The organism is Methylobacterium sp. CB376 (assembly GCF_029714205.1).
Classification (GTDB): Bacteria; Pseudomonadota; Alphaproteobacteria; order Rhizobiales; family Beijerinckiaceae; genus Methylobacterium.
Window position 1 is genome coordinate 6,290,982 of the sequence record NZ_CP121648.1, and the last position, 25,104, is coordinate 6,316,085.

The 25,104-nt window shown below is 73.0% G+C and carries 26 protein-coding genes; 17 read left to right on the forward strand and 9 right to left on the reverse strand.

The window, feature by feature from the left end; all coding sequences use genetic code 11:
* Positions 1–326: 326 nt before the first annotated feature.
* The 4 genes from xoxF5 to QA634_RS29050 all read left to right on the forward strand — a co-directional run bounded on the left by xoxF5 (position 327) and on the right by QA634_RS29050 (position 4,302).
* Entirely contained in the window at positions 327–2,126 is a 1,800-nt protein-coding gene (gene xoxF5, locus QA634_RS29035) for a lanthanide-dependent methanol dehydrogenase XoxF5 (protein WP_012335418.1), read from the forward strand.
* Positions 2,127–2,264: 138 nt separating this feature from the next.
* The gene (locus QA634_RS29040; protein ID WP_012335419.1) at positions 2,265–2,876 is read left to right on the forward strand and encodes a c-type cytochrome, methanol metabolism-related; all 612 of its coding nucleotides are present in this window, start codon (positions 2,265–2,267) and stop codon (positions 2,874–2,876) included.
* On the forward strand, positions 2,876–3,772 hold the full coding sequence (gene xoxJ / locus QA634_RS29045) for a rare earth element methanol dehydrogenase accessory protein XoxJ (protein ID WP_012335420.1): 897 nt from the start codon (positions 2,876–2,878) through the stop codon (positions 3,770–3,772). Before QA634_RS29040 ends, xoxJ begins: the two co-directional genes overlap by 1 nt.
* Positions 3,769–4,302 carry a PQQ-dependent catabolism-associated CXXCW motif protein gene (locus tag QA634_RS29050; RefSeq protein ID WP_012335421.1) on the forward strand — a complete coding sequence of 178 codons (534 nt, stop codon included), beginning with the start codon at positions 3,769–3,771 and terminating at the stop codon, positions 4,300–4,302. The genes xoxJ and QA634_RS29050 overlap by 4 nt, the downstream gene beginning before the upstream one ends.
* 78 nt (positions 4,303–4,380) lie before the next feature.
* Here QA634_RS29050 and folK read toward each other — a convergent pair whose 3' ends face one another.
* From folK to folP, 3 genes are read right to left on the reverse strand one after another with little or no spacing between them, the layout of a single operon-like run.
* On the reverse strand, positions 4,381–4,857 hold the full coding sequence (gene folK / locus QA634_RS29055; RefSeq protein ID WP_012335422.1) for a 2-amino-4-hydroxy-6-hydroxymethyldihydropteridine diphosphokinase: 477 nt from the start codon (positions 4,855–4,857) through the stop codon (positions 4,381–4,383).
* Positions 4,858–4,869: 12 nt separating this feature from the next.
* Positions 4,870–5,250, reverse strand: coding sequence for a dihydroneopterin aldolase (gene folB, locus QA634_RS29060; RefSeq protein ID WP_012335423.1), 381 nt, complete (start codon positions 5,248–5,250; stop codon positions 4,870–4,872).
* Positions 5,250–6,137: a dihydropteroate synthase gene (gene folP, locus QA634_RS29065; protein ID WP_012335424.1), complete on the reverse strand. Its 888-nt coding sequence runs from the start codon at positions 6,135–6,137 to the stop codon at positions 5,250–5,252. The genes folB and folP overlap by 1 nt, the downstream gene beginning before the upstream one ends.
* 1,514 nt (positions 6,138–7,651) lie before the next feature.
* Between folP and QA634_RS29070 the strand changes: the two genes are divergently transcribed.
* On the forward strand, positions 7,652–8,461 hold the full coding sequence (locus QA634_RS29070) for a quinoprotein dehydrogenase-associated SoxYZ-like carrier (RefSeq protein ID WP_012335425.1): 810 nt from the start codon (positions 7,652–7,654) through the stop codon (positions 8,459–8,461).
* A gap of 6 nt (positions 8,462–8,467) precedes the next feature.
* On the opposite strand, the gene QA634_RS29075 is transcribed toward QA634_RS29070, so the two are convergent.
* Positions 8,468–9,400, reverse strand: a complete 933-nt coding sequence (locus QA634_RS29075; protein WP_012335426.1) for a cyclase family protein — start codon at positions 9,398–9,400, stop codon at positions 8,468–8,470.
* 138 nt (positions 9,401–9,538) lie between these two features.
* Here QA634_RS29075 and QA634_RS29080 point away from each other — a divergent pair, with 138 nt between their 5' ends.
* The 10 genes from QA634_RS29080 (at position 9,539) to QA634_RS29125 (ending at position 17,083) form a co-directional block, all read left to right on the forward strand.
* Complete coding sequence (locus QA634_RS29080; protein ID WP_012335427.1) at positions 9,539–11,119, forward strand: sensor histidine kinase; 1,581 nt, start codon at positions 9,539–9,541, stop codon at positions 11,117–11,119.
* Positions 11,120–11,162: 43 nt separating this feature from the next.
* Positions 11,163–11,867: a response regulator transcription factor gene (locus QA634_RS29085; protein ID WP_012335428.1), complete on the forward strand. Its 705-nt coding sequence runs from the start codon at positions 11,163–11,165 to the stop codon at positions 11,865–11,867.
* 239 nt (positions 11,868–12,106) lie between these two features.
* On the forward strand, positions 12,107–12,196 hold the full coding sequence (gene pqqA / locus QA634_RS29090) for a pyrroloquinoline quinone precursor peptide PqqA (RefSeq protein WP_012335429.1): 90 nt from the start codon (positions 12,107–12,109) through the stop codon (positions 12,194–12,196).
* A gap of 75 nt (positions 12,197–12,271) precedes the next feature.
* A complete protein-coding gene (gene pqqA / locus QA634_RS29095) occupies positions 12,272–12,361 on the forward strand; it encodes a pyrroloquinoline quinone precursor peptide PqqA (RefSeq protein WP_012335430.1) in 90 nt (29 codons plus the stop codon).
* A gap of 48 nt (positions 12,362–12,409) precedes the next feature.
* Positions 12,410–13,309: a pyrroloquinoline quinone biosynthesis protein PqqB gene (gene pqqB / locus QA634_RS29100; RefSeq protein WP_012335431.1), complete on the forward strand. Its 900-nt coding sequence runs from the start codon at positions 12,410–12,412 to the stop codon at positions 13,307–13,309.
* A gap of 415 nt (positions 13,310–13,724) precedes the next feature.
* Positions 13,725–14,525: a pyrroloquinoline-quinone synthase PqqC gene (pqqC, locus tag QA634_RS29105; protein WP_050777521.1), complete on the forward strand. Its 801-nt coding sequence runs from the start codon at positions 13,725–13,727 to the stop codon at positions 14,523–14,525.
* Complete coding sequence (pqqD, locus tag QA634_RS29110; protein WP_012335433.1) at positions 14,522–14,809, forward strand: pyrroloquinoline quinone biosynthesis peptide chaperone PqqD; 288 nt, start codon at positions 14,522–14,524, stop codon at positions 14,807–14,809. The genes pqqC and pqqD overlap by 4 nt, the downstream gene beginning before the upstream one ends.
* 90 nt (positions 14,810–14,899) lie before the next feature.
* Positions 14,900–16,039 (forward strand): pyrroloquinoline quinone biosynthesis protein PqqE, encoded by a 1,140-nt coding sequence (pqqE, locus tag QA634_RS29115; protein ID WP_012335434.1) that lies wholly within the window; start codon positions 14,900–14,902, stop codon positions 16,037–16,039.
* Positions 16,036–16,737: a hypothetical protein gene (locus QA634_RS29120; protein WP_012335435.1), complete on the forward strand. Its 702-nt coding sequence runs from the start codon at positions 16,036–16,038 to the stop codon at positions 16,735–16,737. Before pqqE ends, QA634_RS29120 begins: the two co-directional genes overlap by 4 nt.
* Positions 16,718–17,083, forward strand: a complete 366-nt coding sequence (locus QA634_RS29125; RefSeq protein ID WP_012335436.1) for a hypothetical protein — start codon at positions 16,718–16,720, stop codon at positions 17,081–17,083. The genes QA634_RS29120 and QA634_RS29125 overlap by 20 nt, the downstream gene beginning before the upstream one ends.
* Before the next feature lie 42 nt (positions 17,084–17,125).
* On the opposite strand, the gene QA634_RS29130 is transcribed toward QA634_RS29125, so the two are convergent.
* Positions 17,126–18,142, reverse strand: a complete 1,017-nt coding sequence (locus tag QA634_RS29130) for an NAD-dependent epimerase/dehydratase family protein (protein ID WP_012335437.1) — start codon at positions 18,140–18,142, stop codon at positions 17,126–17,128.
* A gap of 91 nt (positions 18,143–18,233) precedes the next feature.
* On the opposite strand from QA634_RS29130, the gene QA634_RS29135 reads away from it, so the two are divergent.
* Complete coding sequence (locus tag QA634_RS29135; protein WP_012335438.1) at positions 18,234–19,133, forward strand: LysR family transcriptional regulator; 900 nt, start codon at positions 18,234–18,236, stop codon at positions 19,131–19,133.
* Between the two features lie 22 nt (positions 19,134–19,155).
* Here the strand turns inward: QA634_RS29135 and QA634_RS29140 are convergent, their stop codons facing one another.
* From QA634_RS29140 to QA634_RS29155, 4 genes are read right to left on the reverse strand one after another with little or no spacing between them, the layout of a single operon-like run.
* Positions 19,156–19,953 (reverse strand): formylmethanofuran dehydrogenase subunit C, encoded by a 798-nt coding sequence (locus QA634_RS29140; RefSeq protein ID WP_012335439.1) that lies wholly within the window; start codon positions 19,951–19,953, stop codon positions 19,156–19,158.
* A complete protein-coding gene (fhcD, locus tag QA634_RS29145; RefSeq protein WP_012335440.1) occupies positions 19,950–20,882 on the reverse strand; it encodes a formylmethanofuran--tetrahydromethanopterin N-formyltransferase in 933 nt (310 codons plus the stop codon). Before fhcD ends, QA634_RS29140 begins: the two co-directional genes overlap by 4 nt.
* A 2-nt stretch (positions 20,883–20,884) precedes the next feature.
* Entirely contained in the window at positions 20,885–22,516 is a 1,632-nt protein-coding gene (locus QA634_RS29150; RefSeq protein WP_012335441.1) for a formylmethanofuran dehydrogenase subunit A, read from the reverse strand.
* Positions 22,510–23,583 (reverse strand): tungsten-containing formylmethanofuran dehydrogenase subunit B, encoded by a 1,074-nt coding sequence (locus QA634_RS29155; protein WP_012335442.1) that lies wholly within the window; start codon positions 23,581–23,583, stop codon positions 22,510–22,512. Before QA634_RS29155 ends, QA634_RS29150 begins: the two co-directional genes overlap by 7 nt.
* A 362-nt stretch (positions 23,584–23,945) precedes the next feature.
* Here QA634_RS29155 and QA634_RS29160 point away from each other — a divergent pair, with 362 nt between their 5' ends.
* Positions 23,946–24,917: a beta-ribofuranosylaminobenzene 5'-phosphate synthase family protein gene (locus QA634_RS29160; RefSeq protein WP_012335443.1), complete on the forward strand. Its 972-nt coding sequence runs from the start codon at positions 23,946–23,948 to the stop codon at positions 24,915–24,917.
* Positions 24,918–25,104 lie beyond the last annotated feature (187 nt).

Consider the following 25,104-nt stretch of genomic DNA (forward strand, 5'->3'; position numbering starts at 1 on the left):
CAATGCGGCGCACAGGGGAAATCGTACTTAAGTCACCTGATTGGGCGCCGAAACGCGCCCCGCCGGGCGCCGATCGTTGTTGACGCCGCCCATTTTTCTCTTAGAGTTCGTTCAGCTTCGGTTTCCAACGGCGCCGCCAGGGGAGGGTGGTGTTCGGTTCGCAAACACGGCGTGCCCTAACGGCAAAATAAGCCCGGGCAAGCAATCAAGCCTGTTGTGACACGCTGCCGGAGCTCAACGACGTCCCCATGCGCAAACAGCAGGTCAGTGCTGCCGGCCCCTCGTTCCGAGGGCGGGACGCACGCAAGCACCTGTCGGAGGAATCCATGAGAGCGGTCCATCTCCTAGCGTTGAGCGCGGGTATCCTGGGCGTGACGCCCGCCCTGGCCGATGATCTCCAGAAGGAGATCAACAACCCGGCACAGCAGGTTCTGCAAACCGTCGACTACGCCAACACCCGGTTCTCGAAGCTCGACCAGATCAACACCGGCAACGTCAACAAGCTGCAGGTGGCCTGGACGTTCTCGACCGGCGTGCTGCGCGGTCACGAGGGCGCGCCGCTGGTCGTCGGCGACATGATGTACGTGCACACGCCGTTCCCGAACATCGTGTACGCGCTCGACCTGAACCAGGACGGCAAGATCGTCTGGAAGTACGAGCCGAAGCAGGATCCGAACGTGATCCCGGTGATGTGCTGCGACACGGTCAACCGTGGCCTGGCCTACGCCGACGGCAAGATCATCCTGCACCAAGCCGACACGACGGTCGTCGCCCTCGACGCCAAGACCGGCAAGGTCGCGTGGTCGGTCGTCAACGGCGACCCCAAGAAGGGCGAGACCAACACGGCGACCGTTCTTCCGGTCAAGGACAAGGTCATCGTCGGCATCTCGGGCGGTGAGTACGGCGTGCGCTGCCACGTGACGGCCTACAGCCTGAAGGACGGCAAGAAGATCTGGCGCGGCTACTCGATGGGCCCGGATGACGAGATGCTCGTCAACCCGGAGAAGACCACCTCCCTCGGCAAGCCGGTCGGCAAGGACTCTTCGCTGAAGACCTGGGAAGGCGATCAGTGGAAGCAGGGCGGCGGCTGCACCTGGGGCTGGTACTCCTACGACCCCAAGCTGAACCTGATGTATTACGGTTCGGGCAATCCCTCGACCTGGAACCCGAAGCAGCGCCCCGGCGACAACAAGTGGTCGATGACCGTTTGGGCGCGTGACGTCGACAGCGGCGAGGCCAAGTGGGTCTACCAGATGACCCCCCACGACGAGTGGGACTACGACGGCATCAACGAGATGATCCTCACGGATCAGAAGGTTGGTGACAAGGAGCGTCCGCTCCTGACCCACTTCGACCGCAACGGCTTCGGCTACACCCTCGACCGCGCGACCGGCGAGCTGCTCGTCGCCGAGAAGTACGATCCGGTGGTGAACTGGGCCTCCAAGGTCGACATGGACAAGTCGTCCAAGACCTACGGCCGTCCGCTGGTGCAGGCCAAGTACTCGACCGAGCAGAACGGCGAGGACGTGAACTCGAAGGGCATCTGCCCGGCGGCTCTGGGCTCCAAGGACCAGCAGCCGGCGGCCTACTCGCCCAAGACCAACCTGTTCTACGTGCCGACCAACCACGTCTGCATGGACTACGAGCCGTTCCGGGTGAGCTACACCCCGGGCCAGCCCTATGTCGGTGCGACCCTGTCGATGTACCCGGCCCCGAACAGCCACGGCGGCATGGGCAACTTCATCGCCTGGGACGGCGTCAACGGCAAGATCAAGTGGTCGGTCCCCGAGCAGTTCTCGGTGTGGTCGGGCGCTCTCGCCACCGCCGGCGACGTGGTGTTCTACGGCACCCTCGAGGGCTACCTGAAGGCCGTCGACGCCAAGTCGGGTAAGGAACTCTACAAGTTCAAGACCCCGTCGGGCATCATCGGCAACGTGATGACCTACGAGCACAAGGGCAAGCAGAACGTCGCGGTCCTGTCGGGCGTCGGCGGCTGGGCGGGCATCGGCCTCGCGGCCGGCCTGACCGACCCGAATGCCGGCCTCGGCGCGGTGGGCGGCTACGCGGCCCTCTCGAACTACACCAACCTGGGCGGCCAGCTCACCGTCTTCACGCTGCCGAACTAATCGGTCGCAGCTTGAACCGTACTTAAGTCAGGCCGGCGCGGGTTTCCGCGCCGGCTTCCTTATGATCAAGTGGCCCTCGGAGAGAACCGGCCACCCGCAAGGCCCGGGTCTCTGACCGGATACAGGGAGAAACGTCCGTTGCGTCACCTCAGCACGACCGCTCTGCGGCCCGTTCTGGCCGGCCTCGCCCTAGCAACCGTTTCCGTGGTTGCCGTATATGCTGAGGAAGCGAAATCCGCCGACCCGGCCCTCGCCAATTCGCTCAACCCGAACGACAAGACCGCCGAGATCGACCAGCCGGTGCTCGACAAGGCCAAGGCCGTGAAGGTCGAGGACGGCAAGTACCTCGATGCGGACGGGCATCCGACCTTCCACGTCACCGACAACGGCAAGAAATTCGACTGGTACTCCTATTCGGGCTACCGGCGCTACCACGCCGAGTGCCACGTCTGCCACGGCCCCGACGGGATGGGCTCGACCTACGCCCCGGCCCTCAAGGATTCGCTGAAGAACCTCTCCTACGAGGAGTTCATCGGCATCCTGGTGGGCGGCAAGCAGGACGTGAACGCCGCCCAGCAGAAGGTGATGCCGGCCTTCGGCGACAACAAGAACGTGATGTGCTACGCGGACGACCTCTACGTCTACCTGCGGGCGCGGGCCGCGGGCGCCATGGGCCGGGTGCGCCCGGGCGACAAGGAGGAGAAGCCCGAGGCCGCCAAGAAGGCCGAGAAGGAGTGCCTGGGCGGCTGATGGCGCGGGCAAGGCTCTCGTCCGCGGGCGGCCTCCTGGCCGGCTTTCGCCCGGCCGGCTGGCTCGCGGCAAGCTTGGCGGCCCTGCTGCTCGCGGCGGGGCCCGGCCCGGCGGGCGCGCAGCAGCTCCCGGACCTCGTCACCACGGACGCGCTGCGGGTCTGCGGCGATCCGGCCAACATGCCCTTCTCCGACCGCAAGGGGGAAGGCTTCGAGAACAGGATCGCGGCGATCCTGGCCGACGAGCTGAAGGTCAAGCTGCGGACCTACTGGCTCACGCAGGGGCCGGGCTTCGTGCGCAACACGCTCGGATCCGGGCTCTGCGACGTGATCGTCGGCTCGGCGCTCGGGACCGACCTCGTCCAGAACACCAACCCGTATTACCGCTCGGCCTACGTGCTGGTGTCGCGCCGGGGTGACCTGTCGGGCGTGGCGGCGCTCGACGATCCCCGGCTCAAGGGCAAGGTGATCGGGGTCGTGGCGGGCACCCCGCCGGTGAACCGGATGGGGGAGGTGGGGCTGGTCTCGTCGATGCGGCCCTATCCGCCCTACCAGTTCGACCCCTCGAACGCGCACCAGACCGTCTCGGCCCAGATCGTCGCCGACCTCGCCGAGAAGCGGCTCGACGCCGCCATCCTGTGGGGTCCGGCGGCGGGCTGGCTCGCCCGCCAGAGCGGGGTGCCGATGGAGGTGGTCCCGCTCCTCAAGGAGCCGGACCGGCCGGCGCTGACCTACCGCATCGCCATGGGGGTGCGGCTCAACGAGAACGACTGGAAGCGCACGCTCAACACGGCCCTGCGCAAGCGCCGGGCCGAGATCGAGCAGGTGCTGCGCGACTACGCGGTGCCGCTCCTCGACGAGGAGGAGAACCGGCTCCTCGACCCCAGGGCGCCGTGAGGGCGCTCCTCGTCCTCGCCCTGCTCGCGGCGGCGGGGCCGGCGGGGGCGGCGCCGGTGCCCGAGCCGCCGGGCTACCGGGAGGACGCGTTCCGCACGCCGACCCCCGCCACGCTCCGGGGCGCGCGGGTGGTGACGACCGAGGAGGCGGAGGCCCTGTGGCGGGCGGGCGTGGCCTTCGTGGACGTGATGCCCCAGCCGCCGCGGCCGGCCGCTTTGCCGCCGGGCACGATCTGGCGGGACCCGCCCCACGAGAGCATCCCGGGCGCGCACTGGCTCGCCAATACGGGGTTCGGGGCGCTGGCGCCCGAGACCGAGGCCTATTTCCGGCGCGAGCTCGACCGCCTCACCGGGGGCGACCGCGGGAAGCCGCTGGTCTTCTTCTGCCTGCGGAATTGCTGGATGTCGTGGAACGCGGCCAAGCGCGCCCTGTCCTACGGCTACGGCCAGGTGATCTGGTTCCCGGACGGGACCGACGGCTGGAGCGACGCGGCCCTGCCGCTGGAGCGGCTGCAGCCGGTCACGCCCTGACGGGGAACGACGGGCGCTCGCGCGCCTCTGGCGCGGGGGACTCGCGCGCCTCCGACGCGGGGGAGTCGCGCGCCCCGCTCATTCCACCGGCTCGATCCCGGTGCGGTCGAGCTTGGCCAGCGCCGCGGTCACGGTCTCGCCGCCGATGACGAGGTCGGGGGCGATCTCCGCGAGGGGCACCAGGACGAAGGCGCGCGCGCGCACGAAGCGGTGGGGCAGGACCAGCCGCTCGTCCTCGACCGCGGCGCCGGCATAGTGCAGCACGTCGATGTCGATGACGCGGGGCCCCCAGCGCCGCGCGCGCACGCGGCCGAGCCGCGCCTCGAGGGCGAGGCAGGCGTCGAGCAGCGCGTGCGGGGTCAGGTCGGTCGCCACCGCGACGGCGGCGTTCAGGAACCAGTCCTGGTCGGTGTCGCCCCAGGGGGGCGTGCGGTAGAAGCGCGAGCGGGCGGTGACGCGCAGGCCCGGCGCGGCGTCGAGGCCGGCGATGGCCGCCTCCAGCATGGCGGCCTTGTCGCCGAGGTTGCTGCCGAGACCCAGATAGGCGTCAGTCATGAGGGGCTTCGGTCATGATGGGCTTCGGTCTTGGCGGGTTCTCGTGACCTCGACCGCGACGCCGTCGAGGATCGCCGGGACGGGCGCCCCCGGCTTGTCGACCCGCACGGTGATCGCCGTCAGGGCGGGGAAGCGGGCGAGGCAGGCGGCGGCCACGGCCTCGGCGAGGGCCTCGATCAGGCGGAAGCGCCGGGTCGTGGCGATCTCGCCGGCGAGGGCGGCGAGGTCGGCGTAGCTCACCGAGGCGGCGATGTCGTCCCGGCGCCCGGCCTCGCGCAGGTCGAGGTGCGCGTCGAGGGAGAGATAGAAGCGCTGGCCGAGCCGGTTCTCCTCCTCCAGCACTCCGTGATGGGCGAAGACGGCGAGCCGGTGGACGAGGATGCGGTCGGCCATCAGGGGGCTCCGGCCGCCGCGTCGCGGCGCGGATCGCCGTCGCGGCGCACGCCGCCGTCGCGGCGCATGAGGGCGTCGACGACCTGGCAGGCCTCGACGTGGGGGCGCACGTCGTGGGCGCGCACGATGTCGGCGCCCAGGGTGGCGGCGACGACGTGGGCGGCGATGGAGCCGAACAGCCGGTCGGCCGGGGCGGTGCCGGTGTTGTGGATGCGCCCGAGCAGGGACTTGCGCGAGATGCCGACCAGGAGCGGGAAGCCGAGCGCGCGCAGTTCGGGCAGGCGCCGGACGGCGTCGAGGTGCTGCTCCCAGCTCTTGCCGAAGCCGATTCCGGGATCGAGCACGATGTCGCGCTCGGGGATGCCGGCCTTGGCGGCGATGGCGAGGGAGCGGTCGAAGAAGCGCTTCATCTCCTCGACGATGTCGAGGCTCGGATCCGGGCTCTCGCGGTTGTGCATCACGATCACCGGGGCGCCGTGGGCGGCGGCGACGCGGGCGATGTCGGGCTCGCGCTGGAGGCCCCAGACGTCGTTGACGATGCGGGCGCCGGCCTTGAGGGCGACCTCGGCGGTGGAGGCCTTGTAGGTGTCGATGGAGATCGGCACCGGGCAGGCGGGCGCGACGGCGGCGAGCACCGGGAGGATCCTGGCCTGCTCCTCCTCGGCCGAGACCGGGACGTGGCCGGGCCGGGTCGATTCGCCGCCGATGTCGAGGATGGCGGCGCCCTCCTGGACGAGGCTGGCGGCCTGCCGCTCGGCGGCCTCGCGGGCCTGGAACCGCCCGCCGTCCGAGAAGGAATCCGGCGTGACGTTGAGGATGCCCATCACGAGGGTGCGCCGGCCGAGATCCGGCAGCAGGGCGGCGAGGGCGGAAGGCGACGCGGTCACGGGCACCTCGGCGGCGGGGGAGGGGAGCGTGTCGCGGTTATGCCGGATCGGGGCGTGGTTTCAATCCGGACCTCCGGGAGGGGGTGAACTCGGCGCCGGCCTTGCCGTCCTTTAGCGCCTGACAGTTTCAATCCGCACCCCCGTGAGGGGGTGAACCTGAGCCGTGATGTCGGGGTGCCGCGCGCGCCGGAGTTTCAATCCGCACCCCCGTGAGGGGGTGAACCCCGGTCGTCAACTCGCGATTGCAGCCGTCAGAGCCGTTTCAATCCGCACCCCCGTGAGGGGGTGAACGCGGTCGGGTCCCCGAACAGATCCGCCTCGACCAGGTTTCAATCCGCACCCCCGCGAGGGGGTGAACGGGGATGGCCCCTCGGCCAGCACGCGTCGCAGGAGTTTCAATCCGCACCCCCGTGAGGGGGTGAACCCGGACGGTGACGGTGCCCGCACCCATCTCGTTAGGGTTTCAATCCGCACCCCCGTGAGGGGGTGAACCAGGACGGCCAGGGCGGCGCGCTGCTCTTCCTCAAGTTTCAATCCGCACCCTCGTGAGGGGGTGACCCCCCGGTAGCAGTGCTCTTTCAGCTCATCGATCACGTTTCAATCCGCACCCCCGTGAGGGGGGTGAACCGCCCGCCGCTCGTCTACGTGGTGGCCGCGGTGGAGTTTCAATCCGCACCCCCGTGAGGGGGGTGAACACGGGGCCGGGCTCTCCCGGGACACCGCCAACCTGTTTCAATCCGCACCCCCGTGAGGGGGGGGGTGAACCGGGCCGAGCCGCTCGGTGTACTTGATGATGTTCATGTTTCAATTCGCACCCCCGTGAGGGGGGTGAACCACTGCGGTGCACGGTCTCGGTCTTGTGCTCCAGTTTCAATCCGCACCCCCGTGAGGGGGGTGAACCCGTTGCCGGCCGGCGACACCGTGATGTCAAGCTGTGTTTCAATCCGCACCCCCGTGAGGGGGGTGAACGCGCCCTGCCGCCCGGCTGGCGCGCCCTGACCGAGGTTTCAATCCGCACCCCCGTGAAGGGGGTGAACCCTGCAGCAGCAGCAGCGACACCATGTGCGTGTTGTTTCAATCCGCACCCCCGTGAGGGGGGTGAACCCGCCCGCGCCCGTCGCGCGCCACGCGGTGTCGGCGTTTCAATCCGCACCCCCGTGAGGGGGGTGAACCCCGCCACGATAACCCCCGGCCTCGGCGGACAAAACGACGGCGCGTGCTCGAACCCCGCTCATCCGCGCCCGCCCGCATGCGGCGCCTTGCCGCATACCTTCCAAATCATCAGCTCGTTCAAAAGGTTGCGCCCGCGCGAACCTGTGCCGGCAGGGCTGGGCGCTCGGGGTTCGCGCGCCGCGGCCCGACCGTGAGTCAGGCCACCGCCCCGGACCGCGATGGCTCGCCCGAAGCGGGGCGTGGCACGGGAGCATGGCACGAGACCGGATCCGTCACTACATTGATCGGCAAACAGCAAGGGGCGGGCGCGCCGCCGCGGGGGAGACGATGAGGAGCACCCGATGATCCGTGCGTTCTGGAGACCGGCGCTCGCCGGCGCGGCCCTGTCGGTCCTGGCGGCGACGGCCGTCGCGGCCCAGCCCGCCGCCCAGGAGGACGCCAGGGCCGAGGCGGCCTGGACGGAGCTGCGCCCCAACGTCACCGGCGACCGGCCGATCCAGGACGGGGCCGGCGTGCTGAGCCTCGACACCCCCCGGCGCGCCGAGGATGCCGCCATCGTGCCGGTGGGCATCCGCATCGCGCTGCCCGAGGGCGACGGGCGGGCGGTCAAGCGGCTCACCCTGGTGGTGGACGAGAACCCCTCGCCGGTCGTCGGCACCTTCACCTTCCCGACCCCCCAGCACCGCTTCGAGCTCTCCACCCGCATCCGGGTGAATTCCTACTCCTACGTCCGCGCCATCGCCGAGACCGAGGACGGCGCCCTCTACATGACCAAGGCCTACGTCAAGGCCGCGGGCGGCTGCTCGGCCCCCGCCGTCAAGGACCCGGCCGAGGCCAAGGCCAATCTCGGCAAGATGCGCTTCCGCGCCTTCGCGGAGCGCGGCGAGGCCCAGGTCCAGGTCCGGCACCCGAACTATTCGGGCCTGCAGATGGACCAGGTCACCCGCCTCTACACGCCCGCGTGGTTCGTCGAAACCCTGAGCGTGCGCCAGGGCGAGACGCCGCTCTTCACCCTGACCGGCGGCATCTCGGTGAGCGAGGACCCCACCTTCCGGTTCACCTTCGCGGGCAACGGCGAGCCCGTGACGGTGGTGGCCAAGGACACGGAGGGCCGCACCTTCACGCAGAGCTTCCCGGCCTCGGGCTCCTGAGCCGCGTCACGGCGGAGTCGGGCGCATCACCCCGTCCGGCCCGCGCACGAGCGGGGCGGGCTGGGTCGGCAGCGGCGCGCCCGGCGCCTCCTCGACGCTGACCCCCTCGGGCCAGCCGGGCGGGGCGATCGCCACGTAGCGGGCGAAGCCCCCGGTGCCGCCGAGCGGCTTGGCGAAGCCGATGGCGACGAGCGCGCCCGCCTCCGGCACCTTGTCGAGATTCGCCACCCCCTCGGCCTGGGCGAAGTTGTGGTGCATCAGCCACGCCTCGCCCTCCAGGTTCGGCGTCGTGTCGGTGTCGAGGGGCTCGTGGCCGTGGAACAGGATCCGGCGCTCCAGGTGCAGGACCTGCAGCGCCGCGAGGCTCACGCCCGGGAAGGGCTTGGCGCGGAAGCGCTCGGTCTCGGCCCAGCGCTTCGACCAGTCGGAGCGGACCATCACCACGGCGCCCTCGGGGATGCGGCCGTGCCGCGCCTCCCAGGCGGCGATGTCGGCGACCTGCAGGTGGTAGCCCTCGTCCCGGGCGACCTGCGGGGAGATGTCGATCACCACCAGGGGGCGCAGCGCGTAGGTGGCCGGCAGGTCGCTGATCGTGGCGCCGAGGGGGTTCCAGTGGGCCGGCGGGTCGAGCTGGGTGCCGTACTGGTCGGTGGGAAGGTCGTAGGCCGTCACCACGAAGCCGTGCCGGGCGTAGGTGAAGGCCTCGCCCTTCTCGACGAAGCCCTCGATGGTCCGCCCCGCCCGCGCGGCCCGGACGGTCGCGGCGGCGAAGCCCGGCCAGACCGGCTGGGTCGGCGCGAACGCGTGGGTGAGGTCGATGTACTTGGCGCGCTTGAGGGTCTGCTCGTAGAGCCTCCACAGGGAGGTGTCCTCGGCGCGGGCCGGGGCCGCGAGCGCGAGGGCGAGCGCTGCGGCCCAGAAACGTCCTGTCATCATCATGCCTCCGGCGGTATCGGCGCGAGAGTGGCGTCGGGGCAACCGCGGGGCAACCGGCGCGGGCCCTCGCCCCGGCGCCGGGCGCCGGCATCTATGGCACACTCGGCGGGCGGGGAGGTTCGGCGGGCGGGGAGGTGCGGCATGGGCTCGTTGCGGGTGCGGTTCGGGTTGCTGGTCGGGAGCGCGGCGGCGCTGGTGCTGCTGGCCGCGGGCGGGCTGTTCTGGTCGCTCGCGGCGGCCGAGCGCACCCTCGACAGCACCCTGGAGGCCCAGGTGCGGCTCGAACTCATCGCCGAGCTCTCCGGGCGCCTCACCGAGTACGGCCTCGCCGCGGTCGAGGCGGTGGGCGAGACGCCGAGCCGGCCGGAGCGCCTCGCCACGGCCCGCGACGAGGTCGACCGGGCCCTCAACGCCGTCGACGAGGGCCTCAACCGGGCCATCGCTCGCAGCGACGCCATCGTGGACCGCACCCAGTACGCGGCCCGCTCGCGGCCCCTGGCGCGGCTGCGCGCCGCCCGCGTCATGCTCGACCGGCAGGTGGCCCAGATCCAGCGCGAGCCCGACCCGGTGAAGCGCTCGGACGCGATCCGCGGCGCCCTCAACGCCTTCGGGGCGGTGACCGGCCCGCCGCTCACCTTCCTGGTCGAGGCCGAGCGCCGCGGCGTCGAGAGCGCGGCGGGCGAGGTGCGCGCCCTCGCGGTGCGGCTGCGCGCCCTCGCCCTCGCGGTGGCGGGGCTCGCCGTGGTGGTGCTGCTCCTCGTCCACCGCACCCTGACGCGGCCGCTCCTGCGGCGCATCGACGACATCCGGGCCGGCGCCGCCGCCATCGGCCGGGGCGAGCTCGACACCCGCCTGCCCGTCGCGGCCCACGACGAGCTCGGCCTGCTGGTCGCGAGCTTCAACCGCATGGCGGCCCGGCTCAAGCGCCGCGAGAGCCGCGTCGCCGCCGCCCGCGCCGCTCTCGAGGAGACGGTCGCGCAGGCCACCGCGGAGCTGCGCGCCGCCAACACCCGCCTGGAGGAGATCGACCGCTCCCGCCGCCGCTTCTTCGCCGATGTCAGCCACGAGCTGCGCACGCCCCTCACGGTCATCCTGGGGGAATGCGACCTCGCCGCCCGCTCGCCCGACACGCCCGAGGCCTTCCGCCCGGTGATCGCGACGATCCGCAAGCGGGCGCTGCGCCTGCACCGCCGCGTCGGCGACATGCTGCGGATCGCCCGCTCGGAATCCGGCCAGATCGAGCTGGAGCGCAAGCCCGTCAGCCTCGCCGCCGTCCTCACCGAGGCGGTGGAGAACTGCGCCTCGGAGGCCCGGCGCCGCCGCATCGCCCTCGCCTTCGAGCCGAGCGAGACCGACGTGGAGATCCAGGCCGACCCCGAGTGGCTGCGCCAGATCGTCGAGGGCCTGATCGACAACGCCCTGCGCCACGCCGCCGGGGCGACCCGGGTCTGGGTCGTGCTGCGGGCGCGCCGCGACGGGGCCGAGGTGACGGTGGCGGATGACGGGCCGGGCTTCCCCGCCGAGGCCGAGACCCTGTTCGAGCGCTTCCGCCGCGGCGGGAACTCCTCGCCCGCGCAGGGGTTCGGCATCGGATTGGCCCTGGCGCGCTGGGTCGTCGAACGCCATGATGGCGTGATCCGCCTCGGTTCGGGCGGGGACGAGGCGCGCGGCGCACGGGTCACCCTGGTGCTGCCCGCCGATGCCAGGGAGGACGCGGCGTGAGCGGGCGCCGGGATCCGGCCCGCGCCGCGAGGATGGGGCCCCGATGACGAGCGTGCTGGTGGTGGAGGACGACGGCGACATCCGCGGGATGCTCGCCCGCGGCCTCAGCGCGGAGGGCTTCTCGGTCAACCTCGCCGGCAGCGTCGACGAGGCCCTGGCCGCCGCCCGCGAGCGGGTGCCCGAGGCGGTGCTCCTCGACATCATGCTGCCGGACGGCTCGGGCCACGAGGTCTGCCGCTCCCTGCGCGAGGGCGGCTATCCGGGGGCGATCCTGTTCCTCAGCGCCAAGGACGAGGTCAGCGACCGCGTCGACGGCCTCGCGGTCGGGGCCGACGACTACATCGTCAAGCCCTTCGCCTTCGACGAATTGCTCGCGCGCCTGCGCACCCACCTGCAGCGCCGCCGCGCGGCGGGCGAGCCGCGCACCCTGCTCAGCGCCGGGCGCCTCTCCCTCGACCTCGCCACCCGCCAGGTCCGCTTCGGCGAGACCACCGCGCGCCTCACCCAGCGCGAGGCCGAACTCCTCACCGTGCTGATGGAGCACGCCAACCGGCCGGTGACCCGGGGCGACATCTTCGACCGGCTCTGGGCCAACCAGGGCGGCCTCTCCCTCAACGTGGTGGACGTCTATGTCGGGTACCTGCGCACCAAGCTCGGCGACGTCGCCCGGGCCGGGGGCCCCGCCATCGTGACCGTGCGGGGCAAGGGCTTCATGCTCGACCTGCACGAGCCGAGCTTCCGCCAGTAACCTTCGGTTTGCCGCTCACGAAATTTTTTAGGGCACGAGGGGTCTCCGCTAAACCCTCGCGGGACCGGCACAATAAGACCGGTTTGAGAGCACCCAGCCCTTTGGGGGCGGTGGACCGGAAAAATACCTCTTGCGCTCCCGGTCGGGATTGCCGATATATCCCGCGTGACAGAAAACACTGTCATCTCAACATCTTAGGATCCTCTTATGAGGATCCGGGAAGTCTCAGGAGACGCATCATGAAGTGGGCTCTGCCGGTTGTCGCCGAAGTCTGCGTCGGCATGGAAGTCACCAGCTACGAGTCGGCCGAGATCGATCCCTTCAACTGAGGGCTCGGACTCCGCCTCCGGCGGTCCCGCCGCCGGGGGCCTTGACCATCACCGATCATCGAGAGGAAACGCACCATGAAGTGGGCTCTGCCGGTCGTCGCCGAGATCTGCGTCGGCATGGAAGTCACCAGCTACGAATCGGCCGAGATCGATCCCTTCAACTGAGGCGGTCTCTCGGCCCGGAGGGTGTCTGCGCGCCGACGTGAGAGGATCATGCAGGCGATCATCCTCGGTTCTGCGGCCGGTGGCGGGGTTCCGCAGTGGAACTGCCGCTGCCCCCACTGCACGATGGCCTGGGCGGGCGATGCCCGGGTCAAGCCCCGCACCCAGTCGAGCCTCGCGGTCTCCCCGGACGGGGAGACGTGGCTCCTGGTGAACGCCTCGCCGGACATCCGCCAGCAGCTCTTCGCGACGCCCGCCCTGCACCCGGCCCGCGGCCTGCGGCACTCGCCGATCGCGGCGGTGCTGCTGACCAACGGCGACGTGGACCACGTGGCGGGGCTGCTGACCCTGCGCGAGAGCCAGCCCTTCCGGCTCCACGCCACCCGCAACATCCTCGATTCGGTCTCGGCGAACCGCGTCTTCGACGTGCTGGCGCCCGAGCACGTGGCGCGGCGCGAGGTGGCGCTGGACGAGTCCTTCGCGCCGGTGCCGGGCCTCGCGGTCACGCTCTTCGCCGTGCCCGGCAAGGTGCCGCTCTGGCTGGAGGAGGGCACGCCCGAGATCGGCCAGGAGACCGAGACCACGGTCGGCGCCCTGATCGAGGCGGGGGGCAAGCGGCTCGCCTACGTGCCGGGCTGCGCCCGCGTCACCGACGACCTGCGGCGGCGCCTGTCGGGCGTGGACGTCCTGCTCTTCGACGGCACGGTCTACCTCGACGACGACATGATCCGGGCCGGGGTCGGCACCAAGACCGGCTGGCGCATGGGCCACGTGCCGATGACCGGGGAGGGGGGCGCGATCGCGGCCCTGGCCGAGGTGCCGATCGGCCGACGGATCTTCGTGCACATCAACAACACCAACCCGGTCCTGGTGGAGGAGTCCGAGGCCCGCCGCGCCGTCGAGGCCGAGGGCTGGACGGTGGCGCATGACGGGCTGACGCTGACCCTCTAGCGCATGTCCCGCTGAAGCGGGCGCCGATTCGGCGTCGGACATGCGGCACGATCAACGACCGGGAGCAGCGCCCGATGGCACCGTGCCGGGTCGATCGTCGGAAATCCCTCCCGACCACCACCTCCGCACCGTCCCGGCCAAGTCATCTTTAAGTCAAACATAAGTACATCCCAGACATAGATGTGCATCGATACGGCTTGTTGATCCATCTCAAAGAAATCCGGCGCCTCCTGATGCGACGAGCGCTGATCCGGCGCGGAGGATCAGCCGATCCGACACCCAGAAGGCAGGCCGGATTGCCAGGAATGTGAAGGGCACGACCCTTGACCGCAGCGGCCCGAGCCGCCACCTCGGCTCCGGGAGGAACGGAGCCAGCAGCGCCCCGAACGACCAACCGAAGGCCCACGATCACGCCATGACCGCAGCCCTGTCCCTCACCCTCCCGGCCGCGCCCGCCGCGAACGACGCGAGCCTGCTCTCGCCCGCCGCGCTCGAAGCGGCCCTGCGCGACATCGGCGCCCGCCGCTACCACAACCTGCACCCCTTCCACCGCCTCCTGCACGACGGGAAGCTCGACAAGGATCAGGTGCGGGCCTGGGCGCTCAACCGCTACTATTATCAGGCGATGATCCCGGTGAAGGATTCCGCCATCCTGGCGCGGATGCCCGACGCCAATCTCCGTCGGATCTGGCGCCAGCGCATCGTCGACCACGACGGCGACCACGAGGGCGACGGCGGCATCGAGCGCTGGCTGAAGCTCGCCGAGGGCGTCGGCTTCGACCGCGCCTACGTGCTCTCGACGCGCGGCATCCTGCCGACCACCCGCTTCGCGGTCGAGGCCTACGTCCACTTCGTGGCCGAGCGCTCGCTCCTGGAGGCGATCGCCTCCTCGCTCACCGAGATGTTCTCGCCGACCATCATCTCCGAGCGCGTCGCCGGCATGCTCAAGAACTACGACTTCATCACCAAGGAGACGCTGGCCTATTTCGACAAGCGCCTCACCCAGGCGCCGCGCGACGCCGACTTCGCCCTGGCCTACGTCAAGGAGCACGCGACCACGCCGGCCCTGCAGCGGCAGGCGCTCGACGCGCTCACCTTCAAGTGCAACGTGCTGTGGTCGCAGCTCGACGCCCTGTACTTCGCCTACGTGGCGCCGGGCATGATCCCGCCGGACGCGTGGCGCCCGGGCGAGGGTCTGGTGGAGGGGCGCGCGTGAGCCTGACCCCCGGCGACGTGCCGCGCCTGCCGCGCGGCGTGCGGATGCGCTTCGACGGCGTGCGCGGCGCCCACGTGCTGCTCGCGCCCGAGCGCACCTTCGACCTCGACCAGAACGCCGTGGCGGTGCTGTCGCTGGTCGACGGGGAGCGCAGCATCCGGGCCATCGCGGAGGCGCTCTCGGCGCAGTACGACGCGCCGGTCGGCGTGATCGAGCCCGACGTCATCACCATGCTCAACGGCCTCGCGGAGAAGCGCGTGCTGGAAGCCAAGCCCGCCGCCTGAGGCGGCCCCAAGCCCGCCGCTGAGGCGGCCCCAAGCCTGCCGCTGAGGCGGCCCAAAGCCCGCCGCCCGAGGGCGGCCGAGGACGAGACCATGACCGCCGTCACCCCCACCCTGCCGGCCCCGATCGGGCTCCTCGCGGAGCTCACCCATCGCTGCCCGCTGCGCTGCCCCTACTGCTCGAACCCGCTCGAGCTCGACAAGCGCTCGGCGGAGCTCGACACGGCGACGTGGCAGCGGGTGCTGGGGGAGGCGGCGGCGCTCGGCGTCCTGCACGTCCACCTGTCGGGCGGCGAGCCCACCGCCCGGCAGGACATCGTCGAGATCACCGGGGCCTGCGCCGATCTCGGCCTCTACTCGAACCTGATCACCTCCGGGGTGGGCGGCGCGCTCGCCAAGCTCGACGCGCTCTCCGAGGCCGGCCTCGACCACGTGCAGCTCTCGATCCAGGCCGCCGAGGCCGGCAACGCGGAGCGGATCGGCGGGCTGCGGAACGCCCAGCCGCAGAAATTCGCCTTCGCCGAGCGGGTCGTGGCCTTGGGCCTGCCGCTCACGCTCAACGCTGTGATCCACCGCGGCAACATCGACGAGGTGCCGGCCCTGATCGACCTCGCGGTCAGGCTCGGCGCCAAGCGGCTCGAAGTCGCCCACACCCAGTATTACGGCTGGGCCTACGTCAACCGCGCCGCCCTGATGCCGGCCAAGCCCGACGTCGACCGCTCGATCCGGGTGGTCGAGGAGGCGCGCGAGCGCCTCAAGGGCCGGCTCGTGATCGACCTCGTGGTGCCGGACTACTACGCCAAGTACCCGAAGGCCTGCGCGGGCGGCTGGGGCCGGCGGCTGATGAACGTCACGCCGAGCGGCAAGGTGCTGCCCTGCCACGCCGCCGAGACGATCCCGGGCCTCGCATTCTGGAACGTGCAGGAGCGCGCGCTCGGCGACATCTGGGCGAATTCCCCCGCCTTCCAGGCCTATCGGGGCACGTCCTGGATGAAGGAGCCCTGCCGCTCCTGCGACCGGCGGGAGAAGGATTGGGGCGGCTGCCGCTGCCAGGCCCTGGCGCTGGCGGGCGACGCCGCCGCGACCGACCCGGCCTGCTCGCTCTCGCCGCTCCACGCCAAGGTCCAGGCCCTCGCGGTCGCCGAATCGGCCCTGGAGACCGCGCCCGACTACCAGTACCGCACGATCGGCGGCGCGCCCGTCGTGCCCCAACCCGAGGGAGTGTCCGCGTGAGACCCGCTTTCCTCTGCGGCCTGCTCCTGGCCGCGACGCCCGCGCTGGCGCAGCCGGCGCCGCCGCCCGCAGCGGCCGCGGCGGCGCGGGAGGCCGCGCCGAGCGCCGTCGACCTGCTGTTCGAGGGCAAGCACTTCGCCGCCGCGCCGGCGGGCAGCCGCATCACCTACCGCTACACCCGCTTCAGCGGCATCAAGGACGGCCCCTTCGGCGCGCCGATCGAGGACCGGATCGTCGAGACGGTGGCGGCCGGGTCGGGGCCCGACAGCCGCAACCTGACCATCGAGGCCTTCACGGGCGAGCGCCGGCTGCCGACCGCCCATTACGAGAACATGACCGGGAACCCGCTCCTGGCGCAGTTCCTCGAATACCACGTCCTCGACATCGCCAAGGCGCTGCAGGGCAATCCCCGCTACCTGAAGAACGGGCTGCGCAAGGCGATGCGCGAGGGCGGCCCGGCGACCCCGACCGAGGTCGAGGTCGGGGGCGAGAAGCGGCCCGGCTGGCGGGTGGTGCTGCGGCCCTTCGTGAACGACCCCGTGAAGGACAAGCTGCGCGGCTTCGATAGCCTCACCTACACGTTCGTGCTGTCGCCCGCGGTGCCGGGCGAGATCGTCTCGATCGACGTCGAGGCGCCGGGCCCGGAGGGCGGCAAGCTCCTGCAGGAGACGGTGACGTATGAACCGAGCGTGGGTTAAGGGGGCGCTCGGCGCGGGCGCCCTGCTGGCGGGGCTGGTGCCGGCCCTGGCCGACGACAACGATTACCCGACCGAGGCGCGGGCCGATTACGTCTTCGGCTGCATGGCGGCGAACGGGCAGACCCGCGACGCGCTGCAGAAATGCGCCTGCTCGATCGACGCGATCGCCGCCATCCTGCCCTACGACAAGTACGTGCAGGCCTCGACGATCCTGTCGATGCGCCAGGGCATCGGCCAGCGCGCCAACGAGTTCCGCTCGACCAAGCTGTTCGACGACAAGGTCGCGGAGCTGCGCCGCGCCCAGGCCGAGGCCGAGATCCGCTGCTACCGGGCCAGCGTGAACTGAGGGACGGGTCCGGGGTCCCCGCCGTCCCGGACGCGCGGAGCCTCAGCGCAAGGGCATCCGGGAGACGGGGAGCGGACGGGTCGGTTTCAGACCCTGCCCGGCGCCCGCGGCGCCGAGATCCGCGAGCGTCGCCGCCACGGCCCGGTCGAGCGGCGTGTGCGGCTCCGCCCCGAGCGCCGCCGCCAAGCGGGCATTGTCGAGCCGCAGGGGCACGTTCCAGAGATACAGCATCTCCCGCACCTCCCGCAGGAAGGGCACGAAGGGCGCGGCGGGACGGGTGAGCGCCCAGGGCACCCGGTGGACCGGCAGCCGCTCGCGCCCGAGCGCGCGGGCGATCGCCGCCACCATCCGGGTGCCGTCTGCGTCCCAATGCCCCCGCGTGTGGAAGCGCGCGAAGGCGGGCAGGTCCGCCTCCCGCTCGGCGAGCCGCACCATGGTCTCGGCGAGGTCGGGCAGGTAGGCCCATTGGTGGCCGATGCCGCCCGGGCCGGGATACCACAGCCGCCGCACCGGCCGGTCCCGCTGCGCGAACAGCGCGAACCAGGAATTGCCGGTCATGCCGGGGCCGAACACGTCGCCCGCCCGCACGACGAGGCTGCGCACCCCCGCCGCCGCCGCCTCGGCGAGCCGGCGCTCCATCGCGACCCGGATCGCGCCCTTGCGGGTGAGCGGGTGCTGGGGCGCGTCCTCGTCCGGGTGCGGGAAGGCGTCGGGGCCGTAATTGTAGACGTTGCCCGGAAGCAGCAGGCGCGCGCCCGCCGCCCGGGTGGCCGCGAGGCTCGCCTCCAGCATCGGCAGGACGAGCCGGTCCCAGTCGCGGTAGCCGGGCGGGTTCACCGCGTGGACGACGAGGGCGGTGCCGCGCGCCGCCTCGGTCACGCGCGCGGCGTCGCGGGCATCGCCCGGGATCCAGGCGAGGCCGTCGCCCGCGCGCCGCACCCGCTCCGGATCCCGGTGCAGGGCCCGCACCCGCCAGCCGCCGGCCAGGAGCCGCCGCGCCACCGCCCCGCCGACGCCGCCGGTCGCCCCCAGCACCAGGGCTTCCCTCGTCCCGCCCATCATCCGCTCCTCATCGCCGACGGGGGCACGATGGCAGAGCCGGACGCATCCGGGAATTGCGGAAAGACGGCGGGCCGCTATACGAAATCGTATGGCGGAGCCGAGCTGGGACCATTGCCGCGCGGCGCTGGCGGTGCTGGAGGAGGGCTCCCTCTCGGGCGCGGCCCGGGCGCTCGGCCTGACGCAGCCGACGGTCGGCCGGCAGATCGCGGCCCTGGAGGCGGCGCTCGGCGTGGTGCTGTTCACCCGCTCGCCGGCGGGGCTGCTCCCGACCGAGGCGGGGCTGGCCCTGCGCCCGCACGCCCAGGCCCTGCGGGCCGCGGCGGCCGCCCTGGCGCGCACCGTGACGGCGGCGGGGGAGGGGGTGGCCGGGACGGTGCGGATCACCGCCTCCGAGGTGGTGGGCGGGGCGGTGCTGCCGCCGATCCTCGCCCGCCTGCACGAGGCGCACCCCGCGCTCATCCTCGAACTCGTCCTGTCCGACCGGGTGCAGGATCTCCTGCGCCGCGACGCCGACATCGCCGTGCGGATGACCCCGCCGGCGCAGGGGGCGCTGCTCGCCCGGAAGGTCGGGACCGTGCGCCTCGGCCTGCACGCCCATCGCCGCTACCTGGCACGGCGGGGCGCGCCCGCCTCCGTCGCCGCCCTCGCGGGCCACAGCCTGATCGGCTTCGACGCCGAGACCGCCTTCCTGCGCGACGTCCGGATCGGGGGAATGCCCCTCGACCGGAGCCGGTTCGCGTGGCGCAGCGACAGCGCGCTCGCGCAGCTCGCGGCGGTCCGGGCCGGGTTCGGCATCGGGGTCTGCCAGGCGGGGCTCGCCGCCCGCGAGCCCGATCTCGTCCCGGTCCTGCCGGAGATCGGCTGGGATCTGCCGACCTTCGTGGTCATGCACGAGGATCTGCGCGCCCTCCGGCGCTACCGCGTCGCCTTCGACGCGCTGGCCGAGGGGCTGGAGGCGTATTGCGCCGGGGAGGCGGCGCCGCCTTAGCGCCGCGCGGGCCCGGCGCGCGTCACCCGAGCGGCGTCAGCAACTCGCCCTTGCCGAGCGTCGCGAGGTCCCCGGCGCGCCGCCCGAGCCGCGCGCGGGCGAGGGCCGCGAAGCGCGCCGAGACCGGCTCCAGCGCCCGGGCGAGCAGCCGCACGAAGACGAGGTCCTGGGCGCCCGTGTCGACGAAGGTCGGCAGCAGGGCGCCGTGGCGCTCGACCAGGAGCGTGCCCCGGCGCATGCCGTAGCCCGGATGGTCGCCGATCGCGCCCGCCACGATCGTGCCGGCGATCATCCGCGACCCCGCCAGCGCTCCGGCGGACTCGGCCACGATCAGCCCGGCCCGCATCCGGTCGCCGAGGCGGTCGCCCGCCCGGCCGCCGATCACCAGGGTCGCCCCGTCGAGGCCGCCCATCGCCCCGTGCAGGGCGCCGCCCGCGCTCTCGCCCGCGTCGCCCGCGATCGTGATCGTGCCGCCCCTGGCGCCCGTCCCGGCGAAGGGACCCGCCGAACCGGAGACCCGGATCGCGCCGCCGGTCATGCCGGCGCCGAGGCGCTGCCCGACATCGCCCTCGACCTCGATCGCGCCCGCGCTCAGGCCGGCGCCGACCTGGTCGAGCCGCTCCGAGCCGCCGACGATCCGCAGCGTGTCGGTCCCGTCGAGGGCGAGCGCGAAGCAGTCGCCGAGGCTGAGGCCGAGCCGGCTCGTGCCGATCGGCAGCCGCGCCGCCTCGGCCTCGCCGAGGCCCGCGAGGCGGGCGGGCGTGAGGCCCGAGAGGTCGAGCCGCTCCGGCGGCGCCTGGCGGAGGGTGAGGACGCTCATGCCGCCGCCTCGAGAAGGTCCCGGAGATGGAAGTGGTGGCGGCCGAGATTGCCGCCGTAATTGCCCGCCGTGACCGCCACGAGGCCGAGGTCGCGGCCCGCCGCCGTCGCCGCGTGGAGCGCGGCCCGCATCGCGCGCGCGATCGCCCCCGCCGAGAGCCCGTCGATCACGATCTCCAGCACCACGTTGACCTCGGGCGGCAGGGCCGAGCCCGCGCGCCCCTTCAGGGTCGGGCAATAGGCGTCGTTGGTGGAGGCCATCATGCCCTTGGTGCGCGCGCCGACCTTGGAGCCCGAGCGCACGATGCCGCCCGGGAAGGGCAGGATCACGTCCGGGACGCCGCGCGCCGCCGCCACCGCGATCTCCGCCACCCTCAGCGTGTCCGCGTGGGCGCGGCCGAGGAACAGCAGGTTGCCGCCGCCGACCGCCCCCTCGATGGTCGGGACGGAGTGCTCGCAGAGGAACTCGCCGTCCATCACCGGCGTGCGCCAGAAGCGCCGGCCGCCGACGCGCTTGGCGACCGAGAAGCCGTCGCCGAACATCTGGATCGCGCCGCCGAGCTTGATCGCCTTGCCCCGGTGCGGATCGTCCCAGGCGATCCCCGCATAGGCCGCGCTGCCCGGCGAGGTCAGCACGCATTGCCCGACCCGCTTGAGGAGCTGGCTCTTCAGGCCCCCCGCGTCGAAGCCGAAGAGCAGCACCCGCACGCCGGGCCGCCCGTCGGGCGTCGCCTCGGGGGCGAGCACCGCGTCGATCCCGGCCTCGGCCCCGCAGCCGATCACCGAGGTGGCGAAGCCCGTCATGGTGGTGGCGGCGATCATCGCCCATTCGGGCGTGTCGGCGGTGAGCACGAGGGCCGTGCCCGCCATGTCGAACGCCTCCGCGAAGGTGTCCTCGACCCGGATGCCGTGGAGTGTGAGGTCCGCCATGGTCAGCCCCGCAGCCCCACGCTCTCGAAGGTCTCGCGCGCCGCGAAGGCCTCGTCCGGCACCGAGAAGCTGTCGAGCCCGGCGCCGAACCGCCCCTGCAGGTAGGCGTCGGTCCGCCGCGCCATGCCGGGATCCGCCTCGACCGCGACGCTGAGCGTGCGGCCCGCGCGCGCCGCCACCACGGCCCCGTCCTCCACGATCACCACCCCGTCCTTGAACACCCGGTGGGCCCTGCCGAACATCGCCGTCCGGTCGCGCCCGTCGCGGTAGACCGCGATGTCGGCCCGCGCGCCGGGGCGCAGGTGGCCGCGGTCGGTGAGGCCGAGGAGCTTGGCGGGCCCCGAGCGGGTGAGCTTGGCCACGTCGAGGAGGTCGTACTCGCGCGTGAGCGCGTGCAGGCCCGAGCGCTCCGCCGCGACCTTGGGGTGGCTCGCCAGCTCGCGGTCGCGCTCCTCCTTGTCCATCAGCAGGTGGAGGATGCGCGGATAGGCCGTGAAGGGCCCGCCATTCGGGTGATCGGTGGTCAGGATCGTGCGCTCGGGATCGGGCGAGAGCAGCATCAGTTCGAGCCCGATGGCGAATTGCAGCGAGGAGGTCGGGCCGCGGTCGCGGTAGCGGAACGGGATGATGCCGCCGCCCTCCGCGTCGCCCGCGGTGACGATCCACTTCCTCGGGCTCGCGCCCTTGCGGCCCGCGAACTGGCGCAGGATGTCGAGGGAGATCGTGCAGGTCTGCCCGAACACCACCTGGCCGACGTCCAGCGTGGCGTTGGGGTGGTGGGTCATCGCCTCGGCGAGGCGCGGCGCCGCCGAGGTGAAGCCGCCCCCGAGGGGGTTCTGGGGATCGACCGCCGCGTAGGCGTAGAACTGGGCGTGCGCGAAGTGGATGCGCCGCCCCTCGGCGGCCGCGAGGGTCTCGACGAAGCTGTCGTCGGCGCCCGGCAGGCCGAGATTGCTGCAATGGACGTGGAGCGGGTGCGGCACCCCGATCGCCTCGACCGCGTCGAGGAGCCCGGTCAGGATCCGCCGCGAGGTCAGCCCGTAGGCCGGCACCTCGTCGTCGAGGCCGAAGCGCACGGCGCCGTCCTTGAAGGCGTCGGCCCCGCCCGCATTGATCACCTTCACGCCGAGCGCCCGCGTCGTGGCGAGGTTGAGCGCCACGAGGTCGCGCACCGCCTGCGGCCCGGCCCCGTCGCGCAGGAGCTGGAGCAGGTGGTCGTCGTTGCCCATCACGCAGAGCCCGCCCCGGTCGAGGAGCGGGATGTCGGCGAGTTCGAGCTGGGTCGCGAGGGCGTTGACGGGCGGCATCGCCGGCTCGACGGCGGTGGTGTAGCCCATCCGGGCGTACAGGGCGCCGATCTCCGATCCCGAGCCGTGCGGGCTCCCGGCCCCGCCGGCCTCGGCGACGCCGAGTTCCGGCAGCAGCAGGCGGGAGAGCACCACGTTGCCGCCCGCGATGTGCGAGTGCACCTCGATGCCGCCGGCCATCACCACGCAGCCGGAGGCGTCGAGGATCTCGTCGGGGGCGCGGTCGGGCGCCTCGACGATGCGGCCGTCCTCGATCCAGACGTCGCCGACGGCGTCGCGCCCGGCGGTCGGATCGACGACCCGGCCGCCACTGATACGGGTCAGCATGAGGCGGAGCGCTCCAGGGTGACGGGCGGTGGGGCGGGCGCGAGGCGGTCGTGCAGGGCGCCGATCACCGCGGCGGCGGAGGGCGCCGGACCGGGCGCGGCGGCGGGGTGCCAGGCGATCGCCGCCCGGCGCGGGTGCCAGAGGGCGCCGCCGTGGCTCTGCCCGGGCACGCCCACCGCGAGCACGATCTCGGCCTCGTCGCCGCGCGGGGCGCCGAGCAGGGCCACGGTCGGCACGGCGGCGGTCCAGGCGGGCCGGGGAGCCGGCAGGGCGGCGAGCCAGAGGGCCGCGTCGATCTCGCCGGAGCGGGCCTGCCGGGCGGCGTCGAAGCGCCAGGGATCGTGCTCGGGGCGGGCGCGGCCGAAGCCGACCCGCGGCCCCTGGGCGGTGGTCCAGGCGGCGACCTGCGTCACCGCGCGGCCCTGATCCGCGCCCGCGACGGGCAGGGCGAAGGCCCGGGTCGCCTCGTTGAGGTCCTTGGCGAGGCCGCTCAGCATCTCGGACCCGAGTGCCCCGACCTCGCCGGGATCGTAGAGGAGCACGGCGTAGTGGGCGCCGCGCAGGCGGGCGGCGAGGTCGGCGAGGGGCGCCGCGGCGCCGATCCGCCCGGCCACCAGGGCGCGCAGCAGCCCGATCGCGGCGGGCAGCCCCGCCGCGCCGGACGCGAAGTCGGCCCCCTGGCCGGAGGCGAGCGAGAGGATGCTGCGGCCCGCCCCCGCGGCCCGGCCGCGGCTGGGGCCGGAGGCGGCGAGGTCGGCGAGGAGCGGCGCCTCCGCGGCCCGGTCGCCGACCACCAGCACGAGGTCGGCCCGCGCCACCGCCTCGGCGGGCGTGGTCGCCATGGTGCCGGCGGCGGCCAGCGCCCCGAGATCGGCGTAGAGGTCGTCCGAGGCCGCCGGATCCAGGGAGGCGCCGAGGACTCGCGCGAGACGGAACGCCGCCTGCACCGCCGCCACGTCGGCCGCGAGGCCCGCCACCACGGGCGCCCGGGCGCCTCTCAGCAGATCGGCCGCCGCGGCGAGCGCCGCGTCGGGATCCGTCGCTTGCCCTTTCACCCAGGCCGTCATCCGCCCTCGCCCGATTGGCCGGCCTCGCGCCGGCTCTGCAGGGATCCGCGGGGGCGTCGGTCGCCGCCTCGCGCGGTCGCCGCCTCGCGCGGATGCCGCGGCACGGTCTGCCCCGCGCCGCGGCCGACGTTTGCATCCCGCCCTCGGCGCAGGCAAGACCCCCCGAAAGTCCGGGCGGCGCGGCCGCCGAATTTCACATGCGCAGCTGCGTTGCCCTCCAGGGGCGCGGTATGGGACACTGCGCTGCAGAGTCCCGGATTCGCCCTCGCGCGCGCCGGCCCTTCGCGGGACCGGCCGGTTCGGCGGGCTGCGGGATCAGGCAGGGGTTCGGGTTGGCGGATCGGGCGGGCACAGGGCGGGAGATGGTGCGGGTGCACGCGCCGGCCCGGCTGCATTTCGGCTTCCTTGATCTCCACGGCGGCCTCGGCCGGCGCTTCGGCAGCATCGGCGTCGCCGTGGACGCGCCGTCCATCGACCTGACCGTCGCCGCCGCGCCCGACCTCGCGGTCGAGGCCGACGGGGCCGCCCTCGCCCCGGAGCGCGAGCGCATCCGCCGCTACGCCGAGGCGGCGGCCCGGCAGATCGGCGTGCCGGCGGCGGGCGCCTTCCGGCTCCGCGCGGGCATCCCGGCCCATGCGGGCTTCGGCTCGGGCACCCAGCTCGCGCTCAGCGTCGCGGCCGGCCTCGCCGCCCTGCACGGGGCGGCCTTCGCGCCGGCCGCGTTCGCCGACGCGCTCGACCGGGGCAACCGCTCGGGCGTGGGCCTCGCGGCCTTCGTCACCGGCGGGCTGATCGTGGATGGCGGGCGCGACGCGGGCGGCGCCCCGCCGCCGATCGTGGCGCGCCTGCCCTACCCGGAGGCGTGGCGGATCCTGCTCCTGCTCGATCCGGCCGAGACCGGGGTGCACGGGGCGCAGGAGCGGCACGCGTTCCAGGCCCTGCCGCGCTTCCCGGCCGGGGAGGCGGCCGAGATCTGCCGCATCGTGCTGATGCAGGTGCTGCCCGCCGCCGTCGCCGGCACGATCGAGCCCTTCGGCCGCGGCATCACCGAGATCCAGCGGCGCATCGGCGACTACTTCGCCCCCCATCAGGGCGGGCGCTTCGCCAGCCGCGCGGTCGCCGCCGCCCTCGCGGAGATCGAGGCGCTCGGCATCCCCGGCTTCGGCCAGAGCTCCTGGGGGCCGACCGGCTTCGCCCTCCTGGGCTCGGCCGCCGAGGCGGAGGCGCTGGCCGCCCGGCTGCGGCGGAGCCACCCGGGCCTGACGCTGCTCGTCGCGCGCGGACGCAACCGCGGCGCCGCGGTCACGCGGGAGCCGGCCCCCGCGCAGGCGTGAGCGCCGGTACCGATGAGGGCGGACGATGGTCGGGGTCCGCTCCGGTCAGAAAAGGTCTATCAACGGGGGGCGGGGCAAACTAGCAGTCGTTCCCGGCACGGGGGCGGCACAGGCCCCGGCAGAGGCCGTCGTGGCCGGCTCGGCCTGTTGGGAATGGCCGAGACGACCCTAGGACAGACCACGGAGG